Source organism: Mesorhizobium sp. CNPSo 4661 (assembly GCF_057784215.1).
In genome coordinates this window covers 78778-104341 of record NZ_JBWGIO010000021.1, presented here as the reverse complement: position 1 = coordinate 104341, position 25564 = coordinate 78778, and the positions used below count along the sequence as shown (strand labels likewise).

The following is a 25564-nucleotide window of genomic DNA, read 5'->3' as shown; positions in this document are numbered from 1 at the left end:
CTGGCCAAAACCCAAACCAAGCCTCGCATGAGGCCAATCCGCCGCGGCAGCCTCCTGACATCTATTTGCCGAGCGCAATCTATCCACAAAACAAAACCCCGCCGAAAATCGACGGGGTTTGTCAGCGGTCTGAAGGCCGGGCACTGCCCCGCGTTTTCGTTTGGGGGACAGTCCGCCTGCCCGACAGCCGCTTCACCGTGGGCACGGTCCCCTACGCAAACGTGGTCGGCAAAGCGGTGCGCCTGTTCTGGAATTCGAACGCGGTCGACTATGCCGCGCGCCAGGTCGTGAACGGTTCGGGCGACTAGTTCCTCAACACAGTGATTTTGAAGATTGCAGGCTTGTCGGGCAAGGCTATCAACGTCCGCTCGGAGTATTCAGCGCAAACGCTGGTGACGAACTGGAGGCTCCTGAACCTCGTCATTCCAGGGCGGAGCAAGGAGCGTAGCGACGCGCGCAGACCCTGGAATCCATGCCGTTACCTGGACCGAGGTGTGCAACGGTGCAGAATTCTGGACCGCCGCAACGCTTCCAAGTCACGGCATGGATCCTCGGGTCTGCGCGCGTCGCTACGCTCCTTGCTCCGCCCGTGGATGACGACCGCGATAGGTGTCCCGGCCAATCGCCAAGGCATGGTATCTGCCAACGCACACCAGCCAACCGGTCAAAACTTCTGCGTTGAGGAACTAGCTACTCAGCCGGTCTTGGCGGTTCATTGCCAATGCCGAGCGCGGCGAATGCCACCTTTGGGCCGCCCTGCTTGAAATGGACGAGATGCGTGGCGACAAACTGGATCAATTTCTGCCGCTCCGGATGGCCCTTGGCGAAGCCGGCGAGATCGAACACGGCCGCCGTCATCTGAGCAGTCGGCAGGTTGCGGCTGAACAGGTCGGCGAGGGCGGTATCGAGCGGATCGGTGAAGTGGCCCTCGGGCAAAGTCTTGCCGCGCGCGGCGCAGGCGGCGATCCAGGCGGCGACAACCAGCGACAGATGCTCCGGCAGCAGACCCGCTTCGAACCTCGCAAGCGCGGAGGCGACGATGCGCTGCGGCAGTTTCTGGCTGCCGTCATTGGCGATCTGCGCGGTGCGGTGGGCGAGCGCGGTGTTGGAAAAGCGGTCGGCAAGCTCAGCCGTGTAGGGGATCGGATCGAGCCCGGCATTCTGTGGCAGCGTCGGGATGGCCTCGGCCCACAGCAAGTCCACGAACTGCCGGATCGACGGATCGGCAAAGGCGCGGTCGACTGTGGCGTGGCCGCTGAGCAGGCCAAGATAGGCGATGCCGGAATGCGCGCCGTTGAGCAGCCTCAGCTTCATGTCCTCGAACGGGCCGACATCCTCGACCATGGTGACGCCGAACTTCTCCCAGGCCGGGCGTCCGGCGGGGAAGCGGTCCTCGATCACCCATTGCCGGAACGGCTCGGTCATCACCGGCCAGGCGTCCCCAAGGCCAAGTTGCCGCGCAACGCGCGCCCGGTCCGCGTCCGTCGTTGCCGGCACGATGCGGTCGACCATGGAAGACGGGAAGGCCACGTCATCGGCGATATGGCGCGCGAGGTCGGCATGCCGGAGCTTCGCATATTCGATCAGCAGCCGGTGCAGCGTGGCGCCGTTGGCCGGCAGGTTGTCGCAGCACAGGACCGTAAAGGTCGGCGTACCGGCGGCGCGACGGCGTGCCAGCGCCTCGGCGAGAAATCCATGCGCCGTCTTCGGCGATCCGGGGTTGGCGAGATCGTGGACGATATCGGGGTGCGCGCCGTCGAGCGTGCCGTCGGCCGCCCTGAGATAGGCTTTTTCGGTGATGGTCAGCGTGACGATGCGGGTGCGCGGGTCGGTCAGCGCGGCGAGCACCGCGTCAGGGTTCTCCGGAGCGACGAGCAAGGACAGGATCGAGCCGACGACCTCAAGCTGCTCGCCGGCGCTGTCCCTGATCGCCAGCGTGTAGAGCCCGTCCTGCGGCGCGAGCGCATCGCGCGTGTCGGGGCTGCGCAGCGATACGCCGATGATGCCCCAATCGCTCTCGCCGGCCGCCAGGCAGGCATCGACATAGGCGGCCTGGTGGGCACGGTGAAAGGCGCCGACGCCAAGATGCACGATGCCGGGGGTGATGCTGGCCCGATCATAGGCCGGCACTAAAACCTCGCTTGGCAAGGACGGCAGCGCGCTGTCGGAAAGGCGGCCGCGGGTCATGGCACCAAAACGGCTGAGGGGCTTCGGTGGAGCGGCATGTCGATGTCCCTTGCGGTGGAGCACACGCGGCGTATCACCTGTTCCCCACCGCCGCAAGAAGGCCGAGGCCTGCCGACCGCAAGAGGCGGCTTGCCGACCGCAAGAGGCGGCGGCTGGACGACCGCGTTGACATCATTCCTGCCCGGCCGTACCGATACCGACCCCGAAGCGCGTTACGCCGAAACGGATTTCGGCGAGGCGCTTCGGGCGTTTTTACCGATGCATGTCGTTGCCCCGGAACCGCTCCGCACTTCCGGGCGACGTGCATTGGAGGAGCCGCTTTATTCGATGATCGCGCCGACCGATCCCGATCTGCTGTTTCCGCCCGAGGCGAATTCGCGCGCATTGGCCCGTGCCCTTTATGCCGGCGTGAAAGACCGGCCCATCGTCAGCCCGCATGGTCACACCGACCCGCGCTGGTACGCGCTCAACGAGCCGTTTCCAGATCCCGCACAACTGCTCATCGTGCCGGACCATTACATTTTCCGCATGCTGTTCAGCCAGGGCGTGCCGCTGGAGGAGCTCGGCGTGGCGGCGCTGGACGGGGCGCCTATCGAGAGTGACGGCCGCGCGATCTGGCGGCGCTTCGCCGAGCATTACCACCTCTTCCGTGGCACGCCGACGCGGCTTTGGCTCGACCATGTGCTTGAGCATCTGTTCGGCATCGGCGAGCCGCTGACCGCAGCCAGCGCCGACCACGCCTACGACACGATCGCCGCGCTGCTGCAGCGCGACGACTATCGTCCGCGGGCGCTGTTCGAGCGTTTCAACATCGAGGTGATCGCGACGACCGAAGGCGCGCTCGACGACCTCAAATGGCACCGGATGATCCGGGACAGCGGCTGGAAGGGTCGCGTCGTCACCACTTACCGTCCGGACGCCGTGGTCGATCCCGACTTCGAAGGGTTCTCGGCCAATCTGGACCGGCTGGGAGAGATCACCGGATGCGACACCGGCGCATGGGCCGGTTATCTCGATGCGCATCGCAAGCGCCGCGCCTATTTCAAGGAATTCGGGGCGACCTCATCCGATCACGGCCATCCGACCGCCGAGACCGCCAATCTCTCCGACGCGGCGGCGCAGGAGCTGTTCAACCGCATCCGGCACGGCTCCGGCGACGAGCGCGAACGGCGGCTGTTTCGCGCCCAGATGCTGACCGAGATGGCCAAGATGAGCCGGGACGACGGTCTGGTGATGCAGATCCATCCGGGCTCCTGGCGCAATCATTCGCCTGCGGTCTTCCAGCGGTTCGGCCGCGACAAGGGCTTCGATATCCCGACCCGCACGGACTATGTGACGGCGCTGAAGCCGCTGCTCGACTGCGTTGGGCTGGAGCGCGACCTCACCGTTATCCTCTTCACGCTGGATGAGGCGAGCTATGCGCGCGAGCTGGCGCCGCTCGCCGGCGTCTATCCGGCGCTCAGGCTCGGTCCGGCCTGGTGGTTCCACGACAGCCCCGAAGGCATGCGCCGCTTCCGCGAGATGACCACGGAGACGGCCGGTTTCTACAACACCGTCGGCTTCAACGACGACACGCGGGCCTTTCCCTCGATTCCGGCGCGCCACGACGTCGCCCGCCGCGTCGACTGCGCCTTCCTGGCGCGGCTGGTGGGCGAGCATCGGCTGCGCGAGGACGAGGCGCATGAACTGGCCGGGGAGTTGGCCTACGGGCTTGCCAAGAAGGCCTATCGCCTGTGAAGGGGCGCCGCCACATGCGCGGAACGGCCGATCCCTGGATCGGCAGCGGGCGAAGGGCAGGGCGAGCTTGAACGATCTTTCCGCCTTCAGCCTCGCGGGCAAGCGCATCCTGGTCACCGGCGCCAACACCGGCATCGGGCAAGGTATCGCCGTGTCGGTCGCGCGCGCCGGCGGCCTGGTCGTCGGCGTCGGTCGTTCGGCCATGGATGACACGGCTGGGAAGGTCGCGGCGGAGGGAGGTGGCTTCGAGGTGGTCAAGGCCGATCTCGGCGATCCCGCCGAGGCAGCCGCCATGCTCGACCGGGTCTGGGACGAGAGCGGCCCGCTCGACGGGCTCGTCAACAATGCCGGCATCATCCGGCGCGCCGATGCGGTCGAGCTCAGCGAAGCCGACTGGGACGAGGTGATGGACGTCAATCTGAAGACGGTCTTTCGCCTCTGCCAGGGTTTCGCAAGGCGGGTGCTGGCGGAGCCGGGACGGCGCGGCAAGATCGTCAACATAGGCTCGGTGCTGAGCTTCCAGGGCGGCATCCGTGTCGCCTCCTACACGGCCTCGAAGCACGGCGTGCTCGGCCTCACAAGGCTGCTCGCCTGCGAATGGGCGGCCAAAGGCATCAACGTCAACGGCATCGCGCCGGGCTATATCGAAACCAACAACACCGAAGCCTTGCGTGCCGACCCCGATCGCAGCGCCGCCATCCTCGGGCGCATCCCGGCTGGGCGCTGGGGCCAGCCCACGGATATAGGCGACGCAGCCGTGTTCCTGCTGGCGCCGGCGTCGGACTATATGCATGGCGCGGTGGTGCCGGTCGATGGCGGCTGGCTGGCGCGATGACCGTTTCCTGCCAATGTCCAACGAAAGTTACCGCGATGAGCGATATCTTTTCCCACGCGGGCGAAAAAGCCTGGGAGCCGACGCCGGACGGCAACAGGCGGCGGGTGCTGGTGCACACCGATGAATTGATGATGGTCGAGTTCGCCTTCGAGAAGGGCGGCGTCGGCGCGCTGCATTCGCACCCGCATGTGCAGGCAAGCTATGTCGCCGAGGGCCGCTTCGAGGTCACCATCGACGGTCGATCGGAGGTCCTCGAAACGGGAAGCAGCTTCATCGTGCCGTCCAATCTCGTGCATGGCGTCAAGGCGCTGGAGGCAGGGCGGCTGGTCGACAGTTTTGCGCCTTGCCGGGCCGATTTCCTTTAGGGTATTTCGCCGGGTTCCGGGAAGCGGTGAATTGCACTAGCTGAAACATCTCAGCGCTGCTGCAGCGCCAGGCGTATGCCGAGCGCGCAATAGATGCTGCCGACCACCTTGCCCTGCCATTTCAGCACCGCCGGATAGCGGCGCAGGAACGAGCCAAGGCCGCCCGCGCTGACGGCGAAGACGACGGTGCTGAAGAGCCCGAGCAGGACAAAGATGATGCCGAGCGTCATCAGCTGCAGCGCCACGAAACCCTCTTGCGGGTGCACGAATTGCGGCAGGAAGGCCAGGAAGAACAGAGCGGTCTTCGGATTGAGCACTTCGGTCAGGATCGCCTGCCGGAAGGCCCGGCCCGCGGAAATGGGCAGCGTCCTGCCTGCCAGGTCGGCCGGCGCCTTTTCGACAATGGCGCGGATGCCGAGGTAAACGAGATAGGCCGCGCCGATATATTTGACGATGCTGAACAGCATCGCCGAGGCGGCGATGATGGCCGAGATGCCGATGATGGCCATGATGGTATGGATCACGTCGCCCGCGGCGACGCCTGCGCCGGTGGCAATGCCGACCTTCGTGCCCGAGCTCGTCGCCCGAGCGACCGTGAGCAGTGTGGCCGGCCCCGGGATGAAGACGAAGCCGAGCACCACCGCGATGTAGGTGACGAGCGTGGCGGGGTCGATCATGCGAGGGTTCCTTCGGAGCGCGCCCGCCACCAGCAGCGGGCTGCATGGAACCATAGCACCTGGAACTCTCCAGCCGGTGTGCCAGCGACGGCTTTTCGATGACGACATCGGCGCGAGGCGAAAGCATTCCGCAAAGCGCGGTTGTGGCCGGATGACGGCTGCGCTACTTCAAAGCATCGCATGGTGAATCATTGACCGGTCTTCATATCCTCCCGAAAACCACTATCCGTCAGGTGCCTGCCTGATGCCGGCACAGGCAGCTGGCCTGCGGGCCGAGGATCACAAGCGGCGCGTCCTGAAGGATGTGTTCGGCTTCGACGATTTTCGCCCCGGGCAGGCGAGCGTGATCGAGGCGTTGCTGGCCGGGCGCCATGTGCTGGCGGTCATGCCGACGGGCGCCGGCAAGTCGCTCTGCTATCAGGTGCCGGCGCTGGTCAAGGGCGGGCTGACCATCGTGGTTTCGCCGCTGGTGGCGCTGATGCAGGACCAGGTCGCCGCCTTGCGCCTTGCCGGCGTGGCCGCCGACACGATCAATTCCTCGCTCGACCGCGACGCCAATGTCGCGGCCTGGCGCCGTGTCGCGTCCGGGCAGACGCGGCTGCTCTACATGGCGCCGGAGCGGCTGATGACGGAGCGGATGCTCGAAGCCTTGTCGCGGCTCGATGTCGGCCTGATCGCCATCGACGAGGCGCATTGCATCTCGCAATGGGGCCCGGCCTTCCGACGCGAATATGAGGACCTGTCGCGGTTGCGCGGGTTGTTTCCGCAAGTCCCCATCATCGCGCTGACGGCGACGGCGGACGAGGCCACGCGGGCCGACATCGAAGCGCGGCTGTTCGCCGGGCGCGCCGAAACCCTGGTGCTGGGCTTCGACCGGCCCAACATCAAGCTGGCGATAGAGCCCAAGCAGGACAGCAAGCGCCAGCTGCTGCGTTTCATCGAGCGTCACCAGGGCAAGAGTGGCATCATCTATTGCCTGTCGCGCCGCAAGACGGAGGAAATGGCGGCCTTCCTGGAGAAGAACGGCGTGCACGCGCTCGCCTATCATGCCGGCATGAGCAAGGAGGCGCGCGAGGCCAACCAGAACGCGTTCATGAGCCTGTCGGGTGTCGTCATGGTGGCGACCATCGCTTTCGGCATGGGCATCGACAAGCCCGATGTCGCCTATGTCTTCCACACCGACCTGCCCGGCAGCCTGGAGGCGTATTACCAGGAGATCGGCCGCGCCGGACGCGACGGCCGGTCGGCGGAAGCGCATATGCTCTACGGTGCCGGCGACATCCGTACGCGCCGGATGTTCATCGACGACGAGGATACCGCACCCGAGCACAAAAGGCGGGCGCATCGCCGGCTCGACACGCTGATCGGCTATTGCGAGACGGCGCAGTGCCGGCGCCAGGTGCTGCTCGGCTATTTCGGCGAGGAGGCGCAGGCCTGCGGCAATTGCGACAACTGCCTCGACCAGGCACCGCGCGCCGATGGCAGCGCCGAGGCGCGCATCATCCTTTCGGCCGTCGCGCAGAGCGGCGAGCGCTTCGGCGCCGCCCATGTCATCGACATCCTGCTCGGCCATGAAACCGAAAAGGTGCTGGCCAGGGGCCATCAGAAGCTTACCAGCTTCAAGGCCGGCATCGTGCACAGGAAGCCGGTCTGGCTGTCGCTCGTCCGGCAACTCGTCGCCGGCGGCTTCCTGGTGCCGGATCCCGACGGCCATGGCGGTCTCGCCATCTCGGAAAGCGGCCGCGCGCTCGGCCGTGGCGAGGTTGCGTTCGAATATCGTGTCGAGGGCCGGGATCGTCTCGCGCGCGGCAGGAAGCGCGCCGCGCAGGGCTCCGCCATGGAGGGTGAGGGCGTCGATGCATCGCTTCTGGCGACGCTCAAGACGTTGCGGCTGCGGCTCGCCAAGGAGCGCCAGGTGCCGGCCTATGTGGTGTTTTCCGACCGCACCCTGATCGACATGGCCGAGCGCCGCCCGCGCGACCTTGACGATTTCGCCGAGGTGAACGGCGTCGGCGCCGCCAAGCTCAAGGAGTTCGGCGAGATTTTCCTGAGCGCGATCGCGGCGCATGTGTCGGAAGCGCAAGGTTGACGCGTCGGTATTCTGGTTAGCGCAGAGCCAGCTTGCGGATCGGCTCCACTTGGACAATCACGTTGTCGCTACTAGTTGGGGTACGGGCAGCCGGAATGCCCCACTTAAGAGAGAACGATTGTGGGCGTGTTCTTCGAACCCTATTCGCCGAATTGCTGCTGCCTGTGTGGTTCCACCGATGGTCTTACCGGCGAGCACAAGATAAAGGCCTCTGTGCTTAGATCAATCTTTGGCCGAGGCTCGATGGTCATTGGCCATTTCGATGGCCTAAGTGCGCCGAGGCTTGCGCAAGGACCCAAGTCTCGAGAATTTCACTTTTCAGCGAAGCTTTGCGGTGAATGCAATTCAGATCGAACTCAGCCAGCGGATCATGAGTTTGTTCGATTTCACGAAAGCGTGCAGGCCCTGTACCTGGCTGGAGACGATCCGGAAAATATCTTTCGTCTCGATCGTTATCGCGTAGGCTCTAAACCATACCTGGACGTGTTTCGATATTTGGCCAAGCTTATGGCTTGCCACATTGCGGAATCGAATGGTCCGCGGTCACTCACGATTGCGAGGTTTGCAACCGGGCATTCTAACTTTAACCCAATCAAGCTTTTTGTGGATGCTGATCCAACTTATCTTGAATATACCAGCTTGACCGGCGAGCATAGTTTCGCTGCTCACGGCGGATTGGTAGTCAAGATCGACCCCAAAACGGAGCTTCCGGCTGGCTTTCATACTACTCTCACCATCGGCCAACTTCGGTATGTTTTCTGGGTGGAGTTCTCTCCGCTAGTCGGCCTCGTGTTGAAGATGTTCCACCGCGATTTCTTCAGCAAATGTCAGGCCGCTTACCGGGCAGCACTATCCAATCCCATACCGGAGGATCAGCTAAGAAGGCTCGGCCTTTGACGGCTAATCACATTCCTAAAAACTGAAGGACAGAGTCGCACCCTGCAGAAGGTGCTCGCGGCCTTGGCGCCGCTGCGGGCCATGTGCCCGCCGGCGACCTTCGGCTTTCTATCTCACTGCGACCGATCCTCAAGGCCTTTTGCCGGCAATTCTTGTCCGCCGGCGAACCGCCACAGTGGTGAGTAATCAGGCTACGCCAAATTTCCGCCCTTCTGGCGCCGCCCACGGCGAAATTTCGACAGAAGGCGCGATCGGGACGCTTTAAGCGAGACACCGCGGGGTGTGAGACCCGCATGTTGGGATCTGCGAATGACAATAATCATCGACAATGCCGCAAGCTGGCGCGACATCGTGCGCGTCGGCGACGGCGAAAACCTGGCGCTGACCGACGCCGCCTGGGATCGCATCGCGCACGCGAACCGCATCGTGACAAGCCTCGTCGAAAAGGGCATTCGAGCCTATGGCGTGAATACCGGGGTCGGCGCGCTGGCAAGCCAGGTGGTGGCGCCGGCACTGCAGGAAAAGCTGTCGCGCAACATCATTCTCAGCCACGCCTGCGGCGTCGGCGAACTGGTGCCCGAGCGCAGCATCCGCGCCGTCATTGCGGTGCAGGTGGCGAATTTCGCGCATGGCCATTCGGGAGTGCGGCCTCAGATCGTGCGCAACCTGCTCACCTTCCTCGAGCGCGGTTGCGTTCCGGATGTTCCGTCCCGTGGGTCGGCCGGATATCTGACGCACAACGCCCATATCGCGCTGGTGCTTATCGGTGAGGGCCGGGCGACTGTTGCCGGGCGCAGGATGAGCGGCCGTCAGGCGCTGGCCGAGATCGGCCTCGAGCCGCTGGTGCTGGGCGCCAAGGAAGGCTTGAGCCTCGTCAACGGCACGGCATGCGCCACCGGCCTGACAAGCATCGCGCTGGTTCGCGCCGAGCGTCTGCTCAATTGGGCCGATGCCGCGGCGGCGCTGACGCTGGAAGCCGCCGGCGGGCAGATGGCGGCCTTCGACGCAACGGTGCTGGCCATGAAGCCGTCGCCCGGCATTCAGGCGGTGGGTGCCGCACTGCGGCGCCTGCTCGACGGCAGTGGCCTGATCGCGGCCGCGCAGGGCAGCCGCACGCAGGACGCGCTCAGCCTGCGCGCGGTGCCGCATGTACATGGCGCGGCGCGCGAGGTGCTGGAGCGTTCAGCTCTTCTGGTTGACCGCGAACTGGCCTCGGTCACCGACAATCCCGCGGTGGCGGGTACGCCAGAGGAGCCTCAGGTGTTTTCGCAGGCGCATCCGGTCGCGGCCGCGCTCGGGCAGATCGCCGACGGCCTGACGATTGCGCTCGCGCAGGTCGCGGCCATGAGCGAACGCCGCATCGACCGCCTGGTCAATCCGCTGGTCAACAACCTGCCGGCCTTTCTAGCTGCCGAAGGCGGCTGCAATTCGGGTTTCATGATCGCCCAGTACACCGCCACGTCGCTCAGCAACGTCAACCGGCGCCTTGCCGCGCCGGCGGCGACGGATGGCGGCGTCACATCCGGCTTGCAGGAGGATTTCCTCGCCCACCCGACCGTGGCTGCCAACAAGCTGCTGGCCGTGATCGACAATGCCGAATACATCCTGGCGATCGAACTCATGGCAGCCGCGCAGGCGCATGATTTTCTGGCCGGCAAGGCCGCGCGGGCGCCGGGCACCGATGCGATCTATCGCGCCATCCGCCAGCGCGTCGCGCATTACAGCGACGACCGTCCGCTGTCCTGGGACATGGAAATTCTGCGGGACTTCATCCGCGAGGCGGATGTGGCGGGTTGATGGCGGATCGCCGGCTCAGCCCAATGCGAGGCAAAGGCCCGGGGCTCTGCCCTGTCAATGCCAAAGGCATATCTTGACGTCCTTCCCGACGTAGCACGCGCCTTCGCGGCGAAGGTCTTCCCACCTTTCGCCGCCGTGGGTCTCGTCGATCTCCGAGTTCGAATAGCCTGCCCAGGAATCACCGTCCTTATAGACAACGGCCCAGTAATCCTTGGACATTTCACCGGCCCCGCTATGCGGATCGGGATAGTCGATGCCGGCAAAAACCTGCTTGGGCCCCTGGATGTTGAAATCGCCACCCTTCTCGATTTGATAGGAGCATCTTCCGGATATGCGGGTCTGGCCCTCCACGACAAGCAGGCAACGGCCCCATTTGTAGTCGCTCGGCAGGCGATGCTTTGCAGCTTCCGCATGCGAAGGCGAAAGGGAAAACGCAATTGCAAGGACAGCCGCTATGGCTGGCCCGGCCACGCTGCCACACGTTATGAAGCCGCCAGAGCGACCGGACACTGTTGGGTTCCACCCAGAGCGCATGTCAAACGGCCCTCCGCAGGATGATCCCCTGAGATCATATGACTATCGACCATGGCCGGATTTTTGTCACGCGACTGTGTGCTGCTTCACGGCCGGAGTATGGTTCGATCGAGACGCGCAGTCTGGGACCTGAGGCGTTTTAAGTCGAGCGATCCCGGCGAAGGATCATGTTTATCCTGCGAAGCTCGGAGAGCGAAGCAAGATGGCGGAGAGGGAGGGATTCGAACCCCCGATACCCTTGCGAGTATGCCGCATTTCGAGTGCGGTGCATTCGACCACTCTGCCACCTCTCCGCGAGGTCATGGTCGGCCGTTGCCGGCGCGGCGCACTAGATAACGGCTGACCGCTCCGGTTACAAGGCCCTATTCGACCGATTTCCGGCTTCCGCGAAAAGCGACGGCGACGTGACGGATCGATATTTGCCGGCAACCGCTCGCGGCCTCTCCAAAGACAAGGCCGCTTGCCTTGACTCCGGCGCAACCTTCGGTTAGGGACAGCCCGCATTCGGCGTGGAAGCTCTTCCGCGCCGCTTGTTTTTTGAACCCGCAGACTGACAAAAAGACGGCCGAACCGCCCGAGGCGGTTCATCGAGGCCGACCGAACAGCGAAAGGCAAAAAATGTTCGCAGTCATCAAAACGGGCGGCAAGCAGTATCGCGTCGCCGCCAACGATCTCCTGAAGATCGAGAAACTCGAAGCCAAGGTCGGCGATATCGTCGAGATCGGCAATGTGCTCGCGCATGGCGAGGGCGAGAATGTCACCTTCGGCGCACCGTTCGTCGATGGCGCTCTGGTCACGGCGGAAGTCGTCGAGCAGGGCAAGAACCGCACCGTCATCGCCTTCAAGAAGCGCCGCCGCCAGAATTCGCGCCGCAAGATCGGCCATCGCCAGCTTCTGACCACCGTCCGGATCGCCGAGATCCTGCTGGGTGGCGCCAAGCCGTCGAAGAAGGCCGCCGCCAAGCCGGAAGCCAAGGCCGAGGCAAAGGCTGAAGTCGCCGCCGAGGCGAAGGCCGAGACGGCTCCGAAGGAGCCCAAGGCCAAGAAGGAAGCCAAGACCGAGGCTGCCGCCGGCGAAGAGGCAAAGGCCGCGCCGCTGTTCAAGGCGCCGAAGGGCGAGCCGGACGACCTGACCGTGATCAAGGGCATCGGCCCGGTCGCGGCCAAGGATCTCGCCGAGCAGGGCATCGTCACCTTCGCGCAGCTCGCCAAGCTCACCGACAAGGATGTCGCCAAGATCGACGAGCACATGCCGTTCAGCGCCGACCAGATCAAGGACTGGCGCGAGCAGGCCAAGGAACTGGCGAAGAAGTAAGATGGCTCGGCGACAAACGTCGCCGGTGCGCACTTGAAACGGAACGCGAACGCGTTCATAAGACCATTCAAGCGCCTCAGGGCGCATCGGAGTTAGTCAAATGGCACACAAGAAAGCTGGCGGTTCGTCGCGCAACGGTCGCGATTCGCACTCCAAGCGTCTCGGCGTGAAGAAGTTCGGCGGCGAAGCCGTCATCGCCGGCAACATCATCATCCGTCAACGCGGCACGACCTGGCATCCGGGCACCAATGTCGGCATGGGCACGGACCACACCCTTTTTGCGCTCGAAGCCGGCGCGGTCACCTTCAACAAGAAAGCCAACGGCCGAACCTACGTATCGGTGAACCCGATTACCAAAGCAGCGGAGTAGCCGGTTCCGCACCATAACACCGGCGCCCATCTCGGGAACCGGTGTCTGGCCAGGCCAGGAAAAGGATCAGGAGAGATGGGCTTGCCCTCTCTCCTTTTTCATTTTTCTTGCCCTGGAGGACTAAAATGGTTGCCGAAGCGGAAGATACCGAAGACGAAAGTTACGCGATCGATTGCCCGGTGCTGGCCACCGAGCGGCTGGTGATGCGCGCCCCGCGCGAGAGCGATCTCGAGCAACTCGTCACGCTTGCCGACAACCGCCATGTCGCCGAAATGTTGGCCCGCATGCCGCATCCCTATGGCGAAGCGGAAGCGCGCACCTTCCTCGCCATGGCCGCATCGCGCCGCGCCGGCATCGTCTATGCGCTGACCCTCGCCGGCACCGGCACCTTCGTCGGCTGCGCCGGGCTCAACACCACCGATCGCGGGCTGGAGCTCGGCTACTGGATCGGCGAGCCCTACTGGAAGCGCGGCTATGCCACCGAGGCCGCGCATGCGCTGGTCGACCTCGCCTTCCAGAACACCTCGATCCAGGTGCTGCACGCCTCGACCAGGGTGATCAATCCGGCCTCGCGCCGGGTCATCCACAAATGCGGCTTCCAGTATGCCGGCCAGGGCATGCTGAACTCGATCGTCGCCGGCCAGGTGCCGGTCGAGCGTTATCGCCTGGACAGGAAGACGTGGACCAGTCTCCGCAACTGGGTCCACTTCTGAGATGGGCCGATATTCAGGTGATGCCGGCCTGCGAGTGGCGGCTTCCTGCGCTTCCGGTGCTCACGTGCTTCAAGCACGCTCCGCTCCGGTTCTCGGAAGCCACCACTCTCGGCTCGGCCTGACCTGAATCTCAACCCATCTTGGGCGCACTTGATAGATTGCGCTCAGCTCAGTTCGGCCCAGAGCGGCAGATGGTCGGAGCCGACGGTGTCGCGATCGGACCACAGGCGCTTCAGCGATCTGGCGAGCGAGGCGCTGGTGAAGATGTAGTCGATGCATTTGTGGCGGCTTTGGTCTTCGGGCCGCTCGGGGTCGACCCAGGTGACGAGGTCGGCGACGGCAAGACGCTGGGCGACGTCGACGGCGAGATCGGCGGTCAGCGGCATGCCGAATTCATGGTCCGGACGGCCGGCGAGTTCGACATATTCGGCGGAGCCCGGCAGCATGTTGAAGTCGCCCATGACGATGAAGGCTTCCGGATAGGGCAGGTCCGGCAGGCCGATCTCGGGAATGCCCGACAGGCCGCCGCCTTCCAGCGCATAGTTCAGGAGGCGCTGGCGCAGGAAGCGGATCTGGCTCTGGCGCTCGACCGGGCTGCGATGGTCGAGATGGGTGGAATAGAAGCGAATGAAGCCGAGCGGCGTTTCGATCAGCGCCTCCAATGCGCCGCGTTGGAAGTTCATGGCCTCGAGGCTGCGGCTGCGCGGCAAAAGGAGATTGCGCGACAGATGAATGGGTGTCTTCGACAGCACCATGTTGCCGAGTTGGAAGGAGGTCGAGATGGCGCGGCCGTTCTCCAGGCGCGAGCCGATATTGACCTCGAAATTGCTGCCATAGGCGGCAAAATAATCGGGCAGCGCCTCGCTGATCTCGGCCACCATGTCGCGGTCGCCGTTGCGCGGGTTGTTGCGGGTCACTTCCTGCAGCGCGATCACATCGGCGCCGCGCACGGCATCGGCAATGCGGCCGACATCGTATCTGCCATCGAGGCCGATACCATATTGGATGTTGTAGGAAACGATCTTCACACCCGCGCCCCTCCAGCACTCCCGCAACAGTGCTACCGCGTCCTTGGCAAAAGGGCATCCGGCGCTTTAGTCGCAAATCGGCCTCGCCCTAGGCTCCGCCTTGGTTTAAGGCATGCCTTAGAGCAAGCGCTCATGGACATCAGCAGAAACTTGAAACGACGATGAAATTCCTCGACCAGGCCAAGGTTTACATACGTTCCGGCGACGGCGGCGCCGGATCCACGTCGTTTCGTCGCGAGAAATTCATCGAGTTCGGCGGTCCGGATGGCGGCGACGGCGGCCGCGGCGGCGATGTCTGGGTGGAAGCGGTCGACGGGCTGAACACGCTGATCGACTATCGCTACCAGCAGCATTTCAAGGCCAAGACCGGCACGCACGGCATGGGCCGCAACATGACGGGCGCCAAGGGCGCCGACGTGACGCTGAAAGTGCCGGCGGGCACGCAGGTGTTTGCCGAGGACAATGAGACGCTGATCTGCGACCTGACGGTCGTCGGCCAGCGCTTCCTGCTCGCCAAGGGCGGCAATGGCGGCTTTGGCAACCAGCATTTCAAGACCTCGACCAACCAGGCGCCGCGGCGCGCCAATCCCGGCCTGCCGGGCGAGGAGCTGAGCATCTGGCTTCGGCTCAAGCTGATCGCCGACGCAGGCCTGGTCGGGATGCCCAATGCCGGCAAATCGACCTTCCTTGCCGCCGTCACCGCCGCCAAGCCGAAGATCGCCGACTATCCGTTCACCACGCTCTATCCCGGCCTCGGCGTTGCCCGCATCGATGGCCGCGAATTCGTGCTGGCGGATATTCCCGGCCTGATCGAGGGCGCGCATGAAGGGGTGGGCATCGGCGACCGTTTCCTCGGCCATGTCGAGCGCACGCGCGTGCTGCTCCACCTCGTCTCGGCGCAGGAGGAAAGCCCGGGCAAGGCGTACAAGACGGTGCGCGCCGAGCTCGAAGCCTATGGCCACGGGTTGACCGACAAGGTCGAGATCGTGGCGCTGTCCCAGGTCGACATCCTCGACGCGGACGCCCGCAAGAAGAAGGTGGCTTCGCTGAAACGGGCCGCCGGCCGCGCGCCGTTGCTTGTCTCGGCCGTCACCGGCGAAGGCGTCGAGGCGGTACTGCGCGCGCTGATGGTGGTGGTCGCCGAGTCGCGCGATGCCGTTCCGGCTCCTGTCGACACGCGCTGGCGATAAGACCCATGAAATCGCTGAAATCATACCGGCGCATCACCGTGAAGATCGGTTCGGCGCTGCTCGTCGACCGCGCGACAGGCCTGAAGCGCGACTGGCTGAGCTCGCTTGCCGACGACATCGCGGTGCTCGCCGATGCCGGCGCCGAGGTGCTCGTCGTCTCCTCGGGCGCGATCGCGCTGGGGCGCACCATTCTCGGCCTCGGCAAGCGCGCGCTGAAGCTCGAGGAGAGCCAGGCTGCCGCCGCCGTCGGCCAGATCGCGCTCGCCGGCGCCTGGTCGGACGCGCTCGGCAAGGACGGGCTTAAATCGGGCCAGATTCTTTTGACCCTTGGCGACACCGAGGAGCGCCGCCGCTACCTCAACGCGCGCGCGACCATCTCGACCCTGCTCAAGATGAAGGCGGTGCCGGTCATCAACGAGAACGACACGGTGGCGACCTCGGAAATCCGCTATGGCGACAACGACCGGCTGGCCGCGCGCGTCGCCACGATGATGGGCGCCGATCTTCTGGTGCTGCTCTCCGACATCGACGGGCTCTACACGGCGCCGCCGGCCAGGGATCCGCAAGCGAAGTTCATACCCGTCGTCGACCGCATCACGCCGGACATCGAGGCGATGGCGGGGGCGGCGGCTTCCGAGCTGTCGCGCGGCGGCATGCGCACCAAGCTCGATGCCGGCAAGATCGCCAACGCCGCCGGCACCGCGATGATCATCACGTCCGGCACCAGGTTGTCGCCGCTGATGGCGATCGAGCGCGGCGAGCGCGCCACCTTTTTCAAGCCGAGCGCCAATCCGGTGAAGGGCTACAAGACCTGGATCGCCGGGCAATTGGAACCGGCGGGCCGGCTCACCGTCGACGCCGGCGCCATAGGCGCGCTGAAATCGGGCAAGTCGCTGCTGCCGGCCGGCGTGAAACTCGTCAGCGGCAATTTTGCGCGCGGCGACACGGTGGCGATCCTGTCGCCCGAGGGCCGCGAGATCGCGCGCGGGCTGGTTGCCTACGATGCCGCCGATGCCGTAAGGATCGCGGGTTTGAAGACGGCCGAGATCGAAAATGTGCTCGGCTACGAGGCGCGCTCGGCGATGATCCATCGCGACGACCTTGTGGTAAGTGTCAGCGGCGACCAAGTATTGGCCGACGACTAGAAGATCGGCCGACGACCAAGCGGAGGGATGAACCATGCTGAAGCTGCATGAAAAATCCGGCGAAGACACTGTGGCGCTGATGGCCGATATCGGCCGCCGCGCCCGCGCCGCCGCCCGACCGTTGGCCGTCGCTTCCACCAAGGCCAAGAACGCCGCGCTTGTCGCCATGGCCGATGCCATCCTGCGCAACGAGCAAGCGATCCTCGACGCCAACGCCATCGACATGTCGAATGGCGAGGAAGCCGGGCTGTCCGGTTCCTTCATGGATCGCCTGAAGCTGACCCCCTCGCGCATCAAGGCGATGGCCGAGGGCATTCGCGAGATCGCCGCGCTCAAGGATCCGGTCGGCGACGTCATCGCCGAATGGGAACGGCCGAACGGGCTGCACATCGAGCGCGTGCGCACGCCGCTCGGCGTCATCGGCGTCATCTATGAAAGCCGCCCCAACGTGACGGCGGACGCCGGCGCGCTTTGCCTCAAGGCCGGCAATCCGGTGATCCTGCGCGGCGGCTCGGATTCGCTCAATTCGTCGTCCGCAATCCACGCCTGCATGGTCGAAGGGCTGAAGGTGGCCGGCCTGCCGCAGGATGCCATCCAGCTTGTGCCGACCGCCGACCGCGCCGCCGTCGGCGAGATGCTCAAAGGCTTGAGCGGCAATCTCGATGTCATTATCCCGCGCGGCGGCAAAAGTCTGGTCGGGCGCGTGCAAAGCGAGGCGCGGGTGCCGGTCTTCGCGCATCTGGAAGGCATCTGCCATCTCTACATCGACCGCTCGGCCAAGCTCGACATGGCCGTCGAGATCGCCGTCAACGCCAAGATGCGGCGTACCGGCGTGTGCGGTGCCGCCGAGACCTTGCTGGTCGACCGCGCGGTGGCCTCCACGCATCTGGTGCCGATCCTGGAAGCGCTACGCGCCGCCGGCTGCGAGATCCATGCCGACGCCGAGGTGATCAGGGCTTTCGCCGACGCCAGCCCGGCGACCGACGCCGACTGGGTGACGGAGTATCTCGACGCCATCATCGCGGTGAAGCTGGTCGACGATGTCGCCGGGGCGATCGAGCATATCGAGACCTTCTCGTCGCACCACACCGAGGCGATCGTCGCCGAGGATGCGCAAGCGGTCGAAAAATTCTTCAACGGGATCGACTCGGCGATCCTCCTGCACAACGCATCGACGCAGTTCGCCGATGGCGGCGAGTTCGGCATGGGCGCGGAGATCGGCATCGCCACCGGCAAGATGCATGCGCGCGGACCGGTCGGCGTCGAGCAGCTGACCTCGTTCAAATACCGCGTGCGCGGGTCGGGGCAGGTGAGGCCTTGATGTCGCTTGCCTTAAGAGGCTGAAGCTTGCGCCCAGGCCCCCCCCTCTGGCCTGCCGGCAATCTCCCCCTCAAGGGGGGAGATTGGCTGTTTCGCCGACGGTCCTCTGCTTGCAACGTCGGCGATTGGCGAAAGCATAGGCGCCATCTGATCTCCCCCCTTGTGGGGGAGATGGCCGGCAGGGCAGAGAGGGGGGCCTAGCACAATGCTCTCCCTTTCCGAGCCCGTCGTTCCTTCGCGCTACTTTCGCATGCCGCACGCCGCCAAGGGGCTGACGGTCGGCCTGTTCGGCGGCTCGTTCAACCCGCCGCATGCCGGTCATGCGCTGGTCGCCGAGATAGCGCTGAGAAGGCTGGCGCTCGACCAGCTGTGGTGGATGGTGACGCCCGGCAATCCGTTGAAAAGCGTGCGGGAACTGGCGCCGCTCGCCGAGCGCATCGAGCTGTCCGAAAAGATCGCCAGGAACCCCAAGATCAAGGTCACCGCCTTCGAGGCGGCGCGGCACGTTCGCTATACCGCCGACACGCTGGCCCTGGTCAAGGCGCGCAACCCGGGCGTCGATTTCGTCTGGATCATGGGCGCGGATAGTTTGCGCGACTTCCACCGCTGGCAGCGCTGGCGCGAGATCGTGCTGACCTTCCCGATTGCGGTCATCGACCGCCCGGGCGCCACGCTCTCCTTCCTGTCGTCGGTGGTCGCCAAAACCTTCGACTATGCCCGCGTCGACGAGGGCGACGCGCCGCTGCTTGCCCGCATGCAGGCGCCGGCCTGGACCTTCATCCACGGCCCGCGCTCCTCGCTCTCCTCCACCGCGATCCGCAAGGCGGCGAAGGGCTGAGCAGACTTCCCCTTCTCCCCCTGTGGGAGAAGGTGGATCGGCGCGCAGCGCCGAGACGGATGAGGGGTGCTCCAGCTTGGCCAACGCGCTCGTCTAAGGCCGCAATCACCAGCGTCTCACTCCGCTGGAACACCCCTCATCCGTCTTGCCGCTTCGCGGCAATCCACCTTCCCCCACAAGGGGGGAAGGGAAGTCTGGCCATGTCGCTTTTACGGCGGTCTTTTGCCTTTCGGTAGGCGAAGTTGCGGAAGCATGCTGGACAAGAACCGAACCACAACCGACCCACGACAGACCGCGCAATCGGCGCCGCTGATTGCCATTGCCAGCGTCATCGTGTCGATGGCGCTGATCGCGATCGGCAACGGGCTGATGTTCGCCTATATCCCGGTGCGCCTCGGCGCCGACGGTTTTGACCCGACCTGGGCCGGGCTGATCGTCACCGGGCTTTCGGCCGGCGGGCTGGCCGGCTGCATCCTGACCGGGCCGCTCGTCAAGCGCGTGGGCCACGCCCGCGCCTTCATGGTGCTTTCGGCGCTGATCGCGCTCTCCAATGCCGCGATCGGCGCCGGGCCGATCCCGCTTTTGTGGATCGCCGCGCGGGCCCTTTACGGCTTTGCCATCTGCGGGCTGTTCATCGTTGCGCAGAGCTGGCTCAACGACGCCTTGCCGAACTCGATCCGCGGCCGGGTGATGGCGGTGTTCTATGTCGCCTACATCGCCGGGCTGGGCGTGGGTTATGCCACGCTCGCCGTCGTCGACATCCACACGGCCGCCGCATCGCTGATCGGCATCACCTTCACCGCGCTCTCCATCCTGCCGGTCGGCATGACCAGGCTTGCCCAGCCGCCGGCCCCGCAGGCCGCGTCGGTGGCGCTTCGCCGCGCCTGGCGAATCTCGCCGGTCGGCGTCGCCGGCATGCTGGCGGTCGGCGGCCTGTCGATGATCGTTTCCGGTTTTGCGCCGATCCACGCCACCGCCAAGGGCTACAGCCAGGCCGACGTGGCGCTGCTGTTGTCGGCGATGCCGGTCGGCACGCTGATCCTGCAGATCCCGCTCGGCTGGATTTCGGACCGCACCGACCGGCGCTACGTGCTGGCGGGCGCAGCGGCGCTCGCGACCGTCGCCAGTGTTTTAGCCATCGCCTTCGACGGCGGCGCGCTGATGGTGCTGGTGGTGATCTATCTCATCTGGGACGGGGCGTCGGAATCGATCTACGCGCTCTCCAGCGCGCATGCCGCTGACCGCGCCGGCAAGGACGAGCTTCTGGCGCTGTCGAGCTCGATGCTGTTTGCCTGGTCGCTGGCCGGCTTCATCGTGCCGGGCATCGTGACCGCGCTTTCCGTCGTCTTCGGCACCGCGACCTTCATCTATGTCGGCATCGTCATCGCGTCGGCCTTCTGCCTGTTCGTGCTGTGGCGCGTGATGGCGGGCCGGCCGACGCCCGCAGCCCCGAGCGGCAGCTTCGCGCCGATGTCGGCGCAGACACCGCTACCGGTGGAGCTTGCCTTCGCGCCGGACGAGAAGCCCGCTTCCCAGTGAAGAATTGGCAAGTGAAGAATCGGCAAGTGAAGACCCTTACTGCTTGCGCGCCTCCGGCGCCGCCATTTCCGGCGGCGGCAGGGGGATCGAGATGCCTTCGCTGTCGAAAGCCTGCTTGGCGCGCTTGGTCGTGTCGATCTGGGTGGCGAAATAGTCGGCGGCGGACGTCCAGTAGCGCAAGGTGAGCGAAACGGTGGCGTCGCCGAGACTGGCCACGAAGGCGATCGGCGCCGGTTCGCGGCGGATGCGCTTTTCGGCGCCGGCAATGGCAAGCAGTGTCTTTTGTGCGCGGTCGATGTCGTTCCAGGAGCCGATGCTCAGGCTCACATCGGTGCGCCGCACGCCGTTGCGGGTGAAATTGCGCACCGGCTGGTTCCACAGCGTCGAATTGGGCGCCAGCACGTAGACGCCGTCAACCGAACGCAGCTTGGTGGCGAAGAGGCCGATCTCCTCGATGGTGCCGGCAATCGAGCCGACCTCGACATATTCGCCGATGCGGAAGGGCCTGAGCGCCAGAAGCATGATGCCGGCGGCGATGTTCTGCAGCGTGCCTTGGAGAGCCAGCCCGATGGCGAGGCCAATGGCGCCTATTGCGGCGATGATGGAGGCGGTCTGCACCCCGAACTGGCCGAGCACCATGATGGTGACCAGGATCAGGATGGCGTAGCGGACGATCTTGGAGAAGAAGTGACGCAGGGTCGCGTCGAAGCCGTGGATGTGGCCGAGGCCGGCGGAAATCGAGCGCTCGGCGAGACCGGCGACGAAGTAACCGACAACCAGCAGGATGATGGCGCCGATGGCCGAGAAGGAATAGGAAACGATCAGCGTGCTCAGCTGCGCGAGCCCGGCCTGGATGGTGATGAGGGCGCTTTGCGGGTCGGTTGGCATGAATGAAGTCCCCATTTGGTCAGTGAGCCGATAACCCATGCAAAGCGCAAAGGGTTCCGATTTTTTCGGGACGACGGAACCTGCTTAGGGAAGCCGCGTTGGCGCGGGCAGGGCGCGCCCGTCTTGAAACTGCAATGGAACTCTGCCTATCTAAGTGGTGTCACCTGATTTGCATGGTGATTTGGTTGTTCTTGTTGGGAAAGGAAACACACTGAGAACAGCACTGCGGAAGAAGGCTGACGTCATGCCTTCGCCGGCCGGGATCAGCGGCAACGCCGCCGCGACCCTCGCCATCGACACAGTCCTTGCCAGTCTGGAAGACTCCAAGGCCGAAAACATCGTCTCAATCGACATTCAGGGAAAATCGAGCCTCGGCGACTATATGGTCATCGCCTCGGGCCGATCGCACCGTCATGTCTCGGCTGTCGCCGATCATCTCCTCAAGGCGCTGAAGGATGCCGGCCTCGGCACGGCGCGCGTCGAGGGGCTGGCCGGCGCCGACTGGGTCCTGATCGATTCGGGCGACATAATCGTCCATGTCTTCCGCCCCGAAGTCCGCGAATTCTACAATCTCGAAAAGATGTGGCAGGCGCCGGACCTCGAGGAAGAGACCTTGCACTGAGCCTTGATCCGCGTGCCGTGAACCGTCACGGTATGCGCCAGGACAAGCTCGCCGGGGCGAGGATGAAGATCACCGTTCATGCCGTGGGCCGGATGAAGACCGGCCCCGAGAGAGAACTCGCCGACCGCTATTTCGAGCGCTTCGCCAGGAGCGGGCCCGCGGTCGGGCTGGAATTTGCCGGCATTGTAGAAATCCCCGAAAGCCGCGGACAAAGCGCCGACGAGCGCCGCCGCGAGGAAGCCCAGAAGCTGCAGGCGCAGTTGCAGCCGGGCAGCGTTCTCATCCTGCTCGACGAACGCGGCAAGTCGGTCTCCTCGGAGGACCTGGCTGCCCGCATCGGCCAATTGCGCGACAGTGGTCGCAAGGCGCTGGTCGTGGCCATCGGCGGCGCCGACGGCCACGACGGGTCCATGCGCGAGCAGGCGGACCTGGTGCTGTCATTCGGCGCGCTAACCTGGCCGCACCAGCTGGTGCGGGTGATGCTGGGCGAGCAGCTTTATCGGATCTCGACCATCCTTTCCGGCCATCCGTATCATCGATCGTGAATAACGGTAGCGACCGGAAAGCTGGGGATTGCCGGCTTGCACCAGGATTTCCGCCCCAATCGCGCGGCAATAGGGTTATTGGGCCGCTTCCAACATGGTTGATGGTTCGTTAACGAAGCGGCGGATAGAGTCGAGGCCTGATGTCTGAAGGCTGGAATTCGAGAACGCGCGCCTGGCGCAGCCGTTGCGGTTTGACCCTTGTCGCCGCCGCGGTCGCGCTCGGGCCGGTCCGGGCGGCCGAAAATTCGCTCGACCTGGCGCCCGACCCGGATCAGAGCCGGGCCGAATACGAGCAGGTTTCCAAGGAGATCACGCTGTCGTCGGAGCGGCTGGCCAAGCTCGCCGCCGACATCGCCTCTGTGCGCAAGGACTATACCTCGATCACCGCGGCGCTCATCCAGTCGGCGATGACGGAGCAGAAGCTCGGCCAGGACATCGAGGACATCGGCGCCAAGCTCGAAGGGCTGAAGGCCGAGGAAACGAAGCTGCGCGCCTCGCTCATGGCGCGGCGCGACGTGCTGGCCGAGGTGTTGGGCGCCCTGCAGCGCATGGGGCTCAATCCGCCGCCGGCGATCCTGGTCAAGCCCGAAGACGCGCTGTCGTCGGTGCGCTGCGCCATCCTGCTCGGCGCGGTGGTGCCGGAACTGCGCCAGCAGACCGAAAGGCTGATGGCCGATCTCAAGGAGCAGACCCGCGTCACGGCCTCGATCGAGGCGGAACGGGCGAGACTCACCACCGCTGTCACCGACCAGACGGCCGAAAAGAAGCGGCTCACCATGCTGCTGGAGGCCAAGAAAAAGCTGCAGGCCGATACCCAGACGGCGATCGCGGCCGAGCAGCAGCACTCGCAACAGCTGGCGGCGAAGGCAAGCAGCCTCAAGGACCTGATCGCCTCGCTGGAAGCCGACAAGGCGCGCAAGGCACAAGACCAGGTCAAGGCGAGCGAGCGGAAATCGACGGACAGCGACACGACGGCCTCGACCACCGAGCTCGCCGCGCTGCCGGTGCCGGAGGCCAATCGCCTCACCGGATCGGCGCCGTTTTCGGCCTTGCAAGGCCAAATCGCGCTGCCGGTCATCGGCAAGATCAAACGGCGTTTCGGCACCGACGACGGCAGTGGCGCGGCGATGCAGGGCGACATGGTTGCGACACAATCGGGGGCCATCGTCACCGCGCCGGCGGATGGAAACGTGCTTTATGCGGGGCCGTTTCGCTCCTATGGTCAGCTCTTGATCCTCAATGCCGGCGACGGATATCATGTCGTTCTGGCGGGGATGAGCAGAATCAGCGTCGCGACGGGACAGTCGGTGCTCGCAGGGGAGCCGATCGGCGCGATGGGAGAGGCCCGGGTGGCAAGCACCTCGGCCTCGCGGAATGAGAATTCGACGTCGGAACTCTATGTCGAGTTCCGCAAGGATGGAAAACCCGTCGATCCGGCCCCGTGGTGGGCGGATCGATTTTCTGGAAGGACGTGAAATGATGCGGAAACTGTCGCTTCTGTTTGCCGGCGCGCTGATGGGCGCATCGGCAATGAGCCTGGTCTACGGCGCACCGGGCTCGGCGGCGAACGCTGCGGGTTCGGAAACGTATAAGCAGCTGGCGATCTTCGGCGACATCTTCGAGCGCGTGCGCGCGAATTACGTGACGCCGCCGGACGACAAGTCGCTGGTCGAGAACGCCATCAACGGCATGTTGGCCTCGCTTGACCCGCACTCTTCCTACATGAATGCCGAGCAGGCGCAGGACATGCGCGTGCAGACCAAGGGCGAGTTCGGCGGCCTCGGCATCGAGGTCACCATGGAGAACGACCTCGTCAAGGTGATCACGCCGATCGACGACACGCCGGCCGCCAAGGCGGGTGTGCTTGCCGGCGACTACATCGCCAAGATCGACGGCGAGGAAGTTCGCGGCCTGACCTTGAACGACGCGGTCGAGAAGATGCGCGGGCCGGTCAACACGCCGATCAAGCTCACCATCCTGCGCCAGGGCGCCGACAAGCCGATCGAGCTGACGGTGGTGCGCGACATCATCAAGGTCAAGGCGGTGAAGTACCGGGTCGAGAACGACATCGGCTACATGAAGATCACCTCCTTCACCGAAAAGACCTATGACGATCTCGAGAACGCCATCGAGAACATCAAGAAGCAGGTGCCGAACGACAAGCTGAAAGGCTACGTGCTCGACCTTCGCCTCAATCCCGGTGGCCTGCTCGACCAGGCGGTCAGCGTGTCGGATGCCTTCCTCAAGCGCGGCGAAATCGTTTCGACGCGCGGCCGCGACCCGAAGGACGTCACCCGCTTCGACGCCAAGCCGAAGCAGGTCGACGACATCAACGGCAAGCCGATGATCGTGCTGGTCAATGGCGGCTCGGCGAGCGCCTCGGAAATCGTCGCCGGCGCGCTGCAGGATCTGCGCCGCGTCACGGTGGTCGGCACGCAGTCCTTCGGCAAGGGCTCGGTGCAGACCATCATCCCGCTCGGCGAGAACGGCGCGCTCAGGCTGACCACGGCGCTCTATTACACGCCGTCGGGCAAGTCGATCCAGGGCAAGGGCATCACGCCCGACATCAAGGTCGACCAGCCGTTGCCGCCGGACCTGCAGGGCCGCGACCTGACCCGCGGCGAATCCGATCTCAAGGGCCACATCAAGGGCGCTGACGAAAGCAAGACCGGTTCGGGCTCGGCCGCCTATGTGCCGCCGGATCCGAAGGACGATTTGCAGCTGATCTATGCCGAGCAGCTGTTGCGCGGCGAAAAGACCGATCCGTCGTTCCCGCCGAACCCGGACAAGGCCGTGCTGAACCAGTAATGCAGTCCGGCTCTGGCCGGTGGAGCGAAGCAATGCAATGCTGCCGGGGCCGCGAGGTTCCGGCAGTTTGATTCGGGGACCGCGGCTGGGGCGCCACGTGTCTGGGGTATCGCGCCAGCGATTGCG

23 protein-coding genes, 1 tRNA gene and 1 pseudogene are annotated in these 25564 nt (G+C 64.9%); 19 read left to right on the top strand and 6 right to left on the bottom strand.

Annotated features, from left to right (window positions below; all coding sequences use genetic code 11):
• Nucleotides 1-308, top strand: a pseudogene (locus AC0YKC_RS27990) (hypothetical protein); the annotation flags it as partial.
• 382 nt (nt 309-690) lie between these two features.
• Here the strand turns inward: AC0YKC_RS27990 and AC0YKC_RS27985 are convergent.
• Complete coding sequence (locus AC0YKC_RS27985; RefSeq protein WP_488513401.1) at nt 691-2187, bottom strand: mannitol dehydrogenase family protein; 1497 nt, start codon at nt 2185-2187, stop codon at nt 691-693.
• 327 nt (nt 2188-2514) lie between these two features.
• Between AC0YKC_RS27985 and uxaC the strand changes: the two genes are divergently transcribed.
• The 3 genes from uxaC to AC0YKC_RS27970 all read left to right on the top strand — a co-directional run bounded on the left by uxaC (nt 2515) and on the right by AC0YKC_RS27970 (nt 5124).
• Nucleotides 2515-3924 (top strand): glucuronate isomerase, encoded by a 1410-nt coding sequence (gene uxaC / locus AC0YKC_RS27980; RefSeq protein ID WP_488513407.1) that lies wholly within the window; start codon nt 2515-2517, stop codon nt 3922-3924.
• Nucleotides 3925-3991: 67 nt separating this feature from the next.
• Nucleotides 3992-4759 carry a 2-dehydro-3-deoxy-D-gluconate 5-dehydrogenase KduD gene (kduD, locus tag AC0YKC_RS27975; protein WP_434724404.1) on the top strand — a complete coding sequence of 256 codons (768 nt, stop codon included), beginning with the start codon at nt 3992-3994 and terminating at the stop codon, nt 4757-4759.
• A 35-nt stretch (nt 4760-4794) separates the two neighbouring features.
• Complete coding sequence (locus AC0YKC_RS27970; RefSeq protein WP_488513400.1) at nt 4795-5124, top strand: cupin domain-containing protein; 330 nt, start codon at nt 4795-4797, stop codon at nt 5122-5124.
• Nucleotides 5125-5174: 50 nt separating this feature from the next.
• Here AC0YKC_RS27970 and AC0YKC_RS27965 read toward each other — a convergent pair whose 3' ends face one another.
• On the bottom strand, nt 5175-5801 hold the full coding sequence (locus AC0YKC_RS27965) for a LysE family translocator (protein ID WP_488513399.1): 627 nt from the start codon (nt 5799-5801) through the stop codon (nt 5175-5177).
• A gap of 244 nt (nt 5802-6045) precedes the next feature.
• On the opposite strand from AC0YKC_RS27965, the gene recQ reads away from it, so the two are divergent.
• From recQ to AC0YKC_RS27950, 3 genes are all read left to right on the top strand, one after another.
• Nucleotides 6046-7890, top strand: a complete 1845-nt coding sequence (gene recQ, locus AC0YKC_RS27960; RefSeq protein ID WP_488513398.1) for a DNA helicase RecQ — start codon at nt 6046-6048, stop codon at nt 7888-7890.
• A gap of 120 nt (nt 7891-8010) precedes the next feature.
• The gene (locus AC0YKC_RS27955; protein ID WP_488513397.1) at nt 8011-8787 is read left to right on the top strand and encodes a hypothetical protein; all 777 of its coding nucleotides are present in this window, start codon (nt 8011-8013) and stop codon (nt 8785-8787) included.
• 309 nt (nt 8788-9096) lie between these two features.
• Nucleotides 9097-10584 (top strand): HAL/PAL/TAL family ammonia-lyase, encoded by a 1488-nt coding sequence (locus AC0YKC_RS27950; protein ID WP_320297593.1) that lies wholly within the window; start codon nt 9097-9099, stop codon nt 10582-10584.
• Nucleotides 10585-10638: 54 nt separating this feature from the next.
• Here the strand turns inward: AC0YKC_RS27950 and AC0YKC_RS27945 are convergent, their stop codons facing one another.
• Both AC0YKC_RS27945 and AC0YKC_RS27940 read right to left on the bottom strand, forming a co-directional pair.
• Entirely contained in the window at nt 10639-11094 is a 456-nt protein-coding gene (locus tag AC0YKC_RS27945) for a hypothetical protein (RefSeq protein WP_434724399.1), read from the bottom strand.
• 227 nt (nt 11095-11321) lie between these two features.
• Nucleotides 11322-11411: transfer RNA gene (locus AC0YKC_RS27940), tRNA-Ser, on the bottom strand.
• 325 nt (nt 11412-11736) lie between these two features.
• Between AC0YKC_RS27940 and AC0YKC_RS27935 the strand changes: the two genes are divergently transcribed.
• The 3 genes from AC0YKC_RS27935 (at nt 11737) to AC0YKC_RS27925 (ending at nt 13515) form a co-directional block, all read left to right on the top strand.
• Nucleotides 11737-12432, top strand: a complete 696-nt coding sequence (locus tag AC0YKC_RS27935; RefSeq protein ID WP_434724398.1) for a 50S ribosomal protein L21 — start codon at nt 11737-11739, stop codon at nt 12430-12432.
• A gap of 100 nt (nt 12433-12532) precedes the next feature.
• Complete coding sequence (gene rpmA / locus AC0YKC_RS27930) at nt 12533-12802, top strand: 50S ribosomal protein L27 (protein WP_140801833.1); 270 nt, start codon at nt 12533-12535, stop codon at nt 12800-12802.
• Between the two features lie 125 nt (nt 12803-12927).
• Nucleotides 12928-13515 (top strand): GNAT family N-acetyltransferase, encoded by a 588-nt coding sequence (locus AC0YKC_RS27925; protein ID WP_320297599.1) that lies wholly within the window; start codon nt 12928-12930, stop codon nt 13513-13515.
• Nucleotides 13516-13679: 164 nt separating this feature from the next.
• Here AC0YKC_RS27925 and AC0YKC_RS27920 read toward each other — a convergent pair whose 3' ends face one another.
• Complete coding sequence (locus AC0YKC_RS27920; RefSeq protein ID WP_488513396.1) at nt 13680-14543, bottom strand: endonuclease/exonuclease/phosphatase family protein; 864 nt, start codon at nt 14541-14543, stop codon at nt 13680-13682.
• A 161-nt stretch (nt 14544-14704) separates the two neighbouring features.
• Here AC0YKC_RS27920 and obgE point away from each other — a divergent pair, with 161 nt between their 5' ends.
• The 5 genes from obgE to AC0YKC_RS27895 all read left to right on the top strand — a co-directional run bounded on the left by obgE (nt 14705) and on the right by AC0YKC_RS27895 (nt 20575).
• Nucleotides 14705-15733: a GTPase ObgE gene (gene obgE, locus AC0YKC_RS27915; protein WP_488513395.1), complete on the top strand. Its 1029-nt coding sequence runs from the start codon at nt 14705-14707 to the stop codon at nt 15731-15733.
• 5 nt (nt 15734-15738) lie between these two features.
• On the top strand, nt 15739-16878 hold the full coding sequence (gene proB / locus AC0YKC_RS27910; protein WP_488513394.1) for a glutamate 5-kinase: 1140 nt from the start codon (nt 15739-15741) through the stop codon (nt 16876-16878).
• A 34-nt stretch (nt 16879-16912) separates the two neighbouring features.
• Nucleotides 16913-18199 carry a glutamate-5-semialdehyde dehydrogenase gene (locus tag AC0YKC_RS27905; RefSeq protein WP_488513393.1) on the top strand — a complete coding sequence of 429 codons (1287 nt, stop codon included), beginning with the start codon at nt 16913-16915 and terminating at the stop codon, nt 18197-18199.
• 249 nt (nt 18200-18448) lie between these two features.
• Entirely contained in the window at nt 18449-19036 is a 588-nt protein-coding gene (locus AC0YKC_RS27900) for a nicotinate-nucleotide adenylyltransferase (RefSeq protein WP_320297643.1), read from the top strand.
• Nucleotides 19037-19288: 252 nt separating this feature from the next.
• On the top strand, nt 19289-20575 hold the full coding sequence (locus AC0YKC_RS27895) for an MFS transporter (RefSeq protein ID WP_488513392.1): 1287 nt from the start codon (nt 19289-19291) through the stop codon (nt 20573-20575).
• A gap of 36 nt (nt 20576-20611) precedes the next feature.
• Here AC0YKC_RS27895 and AC0YKC_RS27890 read toward each other — a convergent pair whose 3' ends face one another.
• Entirely contained in the window at nt 20612-21463 is an 852-nt protein-coding gene (locus AC0YKC_RS27890) for a mechanosensitive ion channel family protein (protein ID WP_488513391.1), read from the bottom strand.
• A 244-nt stretch (nt 21464-21707) separates the two neighbouring features.
• Here AC0YKC_RS27890 and rsfS point away from each other — a divergent pair, with 244 nt between their 5' ends.
• The 4 genes from rsfS (at nt 21708) to AC0YKC_RS27870 (ending at nt 25438) form a co-directional block, all read left to right on the top strand.
• Nucleotides 21708-22085, top strand: a complete 378-nt coding sequence (gene rsfS, locus AC0YKC_RS27885) for a ribosome silencing factor (protein ID WP_140801823.1) — start codon at nt 21708-21710, stop codon at nt 22083-22085.
• A gap of 62 nt (nt 22086-22147) precedes the next feature.
• On the top strand, nt 22148-22630 hold the full coding sequence (gene rlmH, locus AC0YKC_RS27880) for a 23S rRNA (pseudouridine(1915)-N(3))-methyltransferase RlmH (protein WP_488513406.1): 483 nt from the start codon (nt 22148-22150) through the stop codon (nt 22628-22630).
• Between the two features lie 140 nt (nt 22631-22770).
• Nucleotides 22771-24105 (top strand): murein hydrolase activator EnvC family protein, encoded by a 1335-nt coding sequence (locus tag AC0YKC_RS27875; RefSeq protein WP_488513390.1) that lies wholly within the window; start codon nt 22771-22773, stop codon nt 24103-24105.
• A gap of 1 nt (nt 24106) precedes the next feature.
• The gene (locus AC0YKC_RS27870; RefSeq protein WP_320297607.1) at nt 24107-25438 is read left to right on the top strand and encodes a S41 family peptidase; all 1332 of its coding nucleotides are present in this window, start codon (nt 24107-24109) and stop codon (nt 25436-25438) included.
• Nucleotides 25439-25564: the final 126 nt, after the last annotated feature.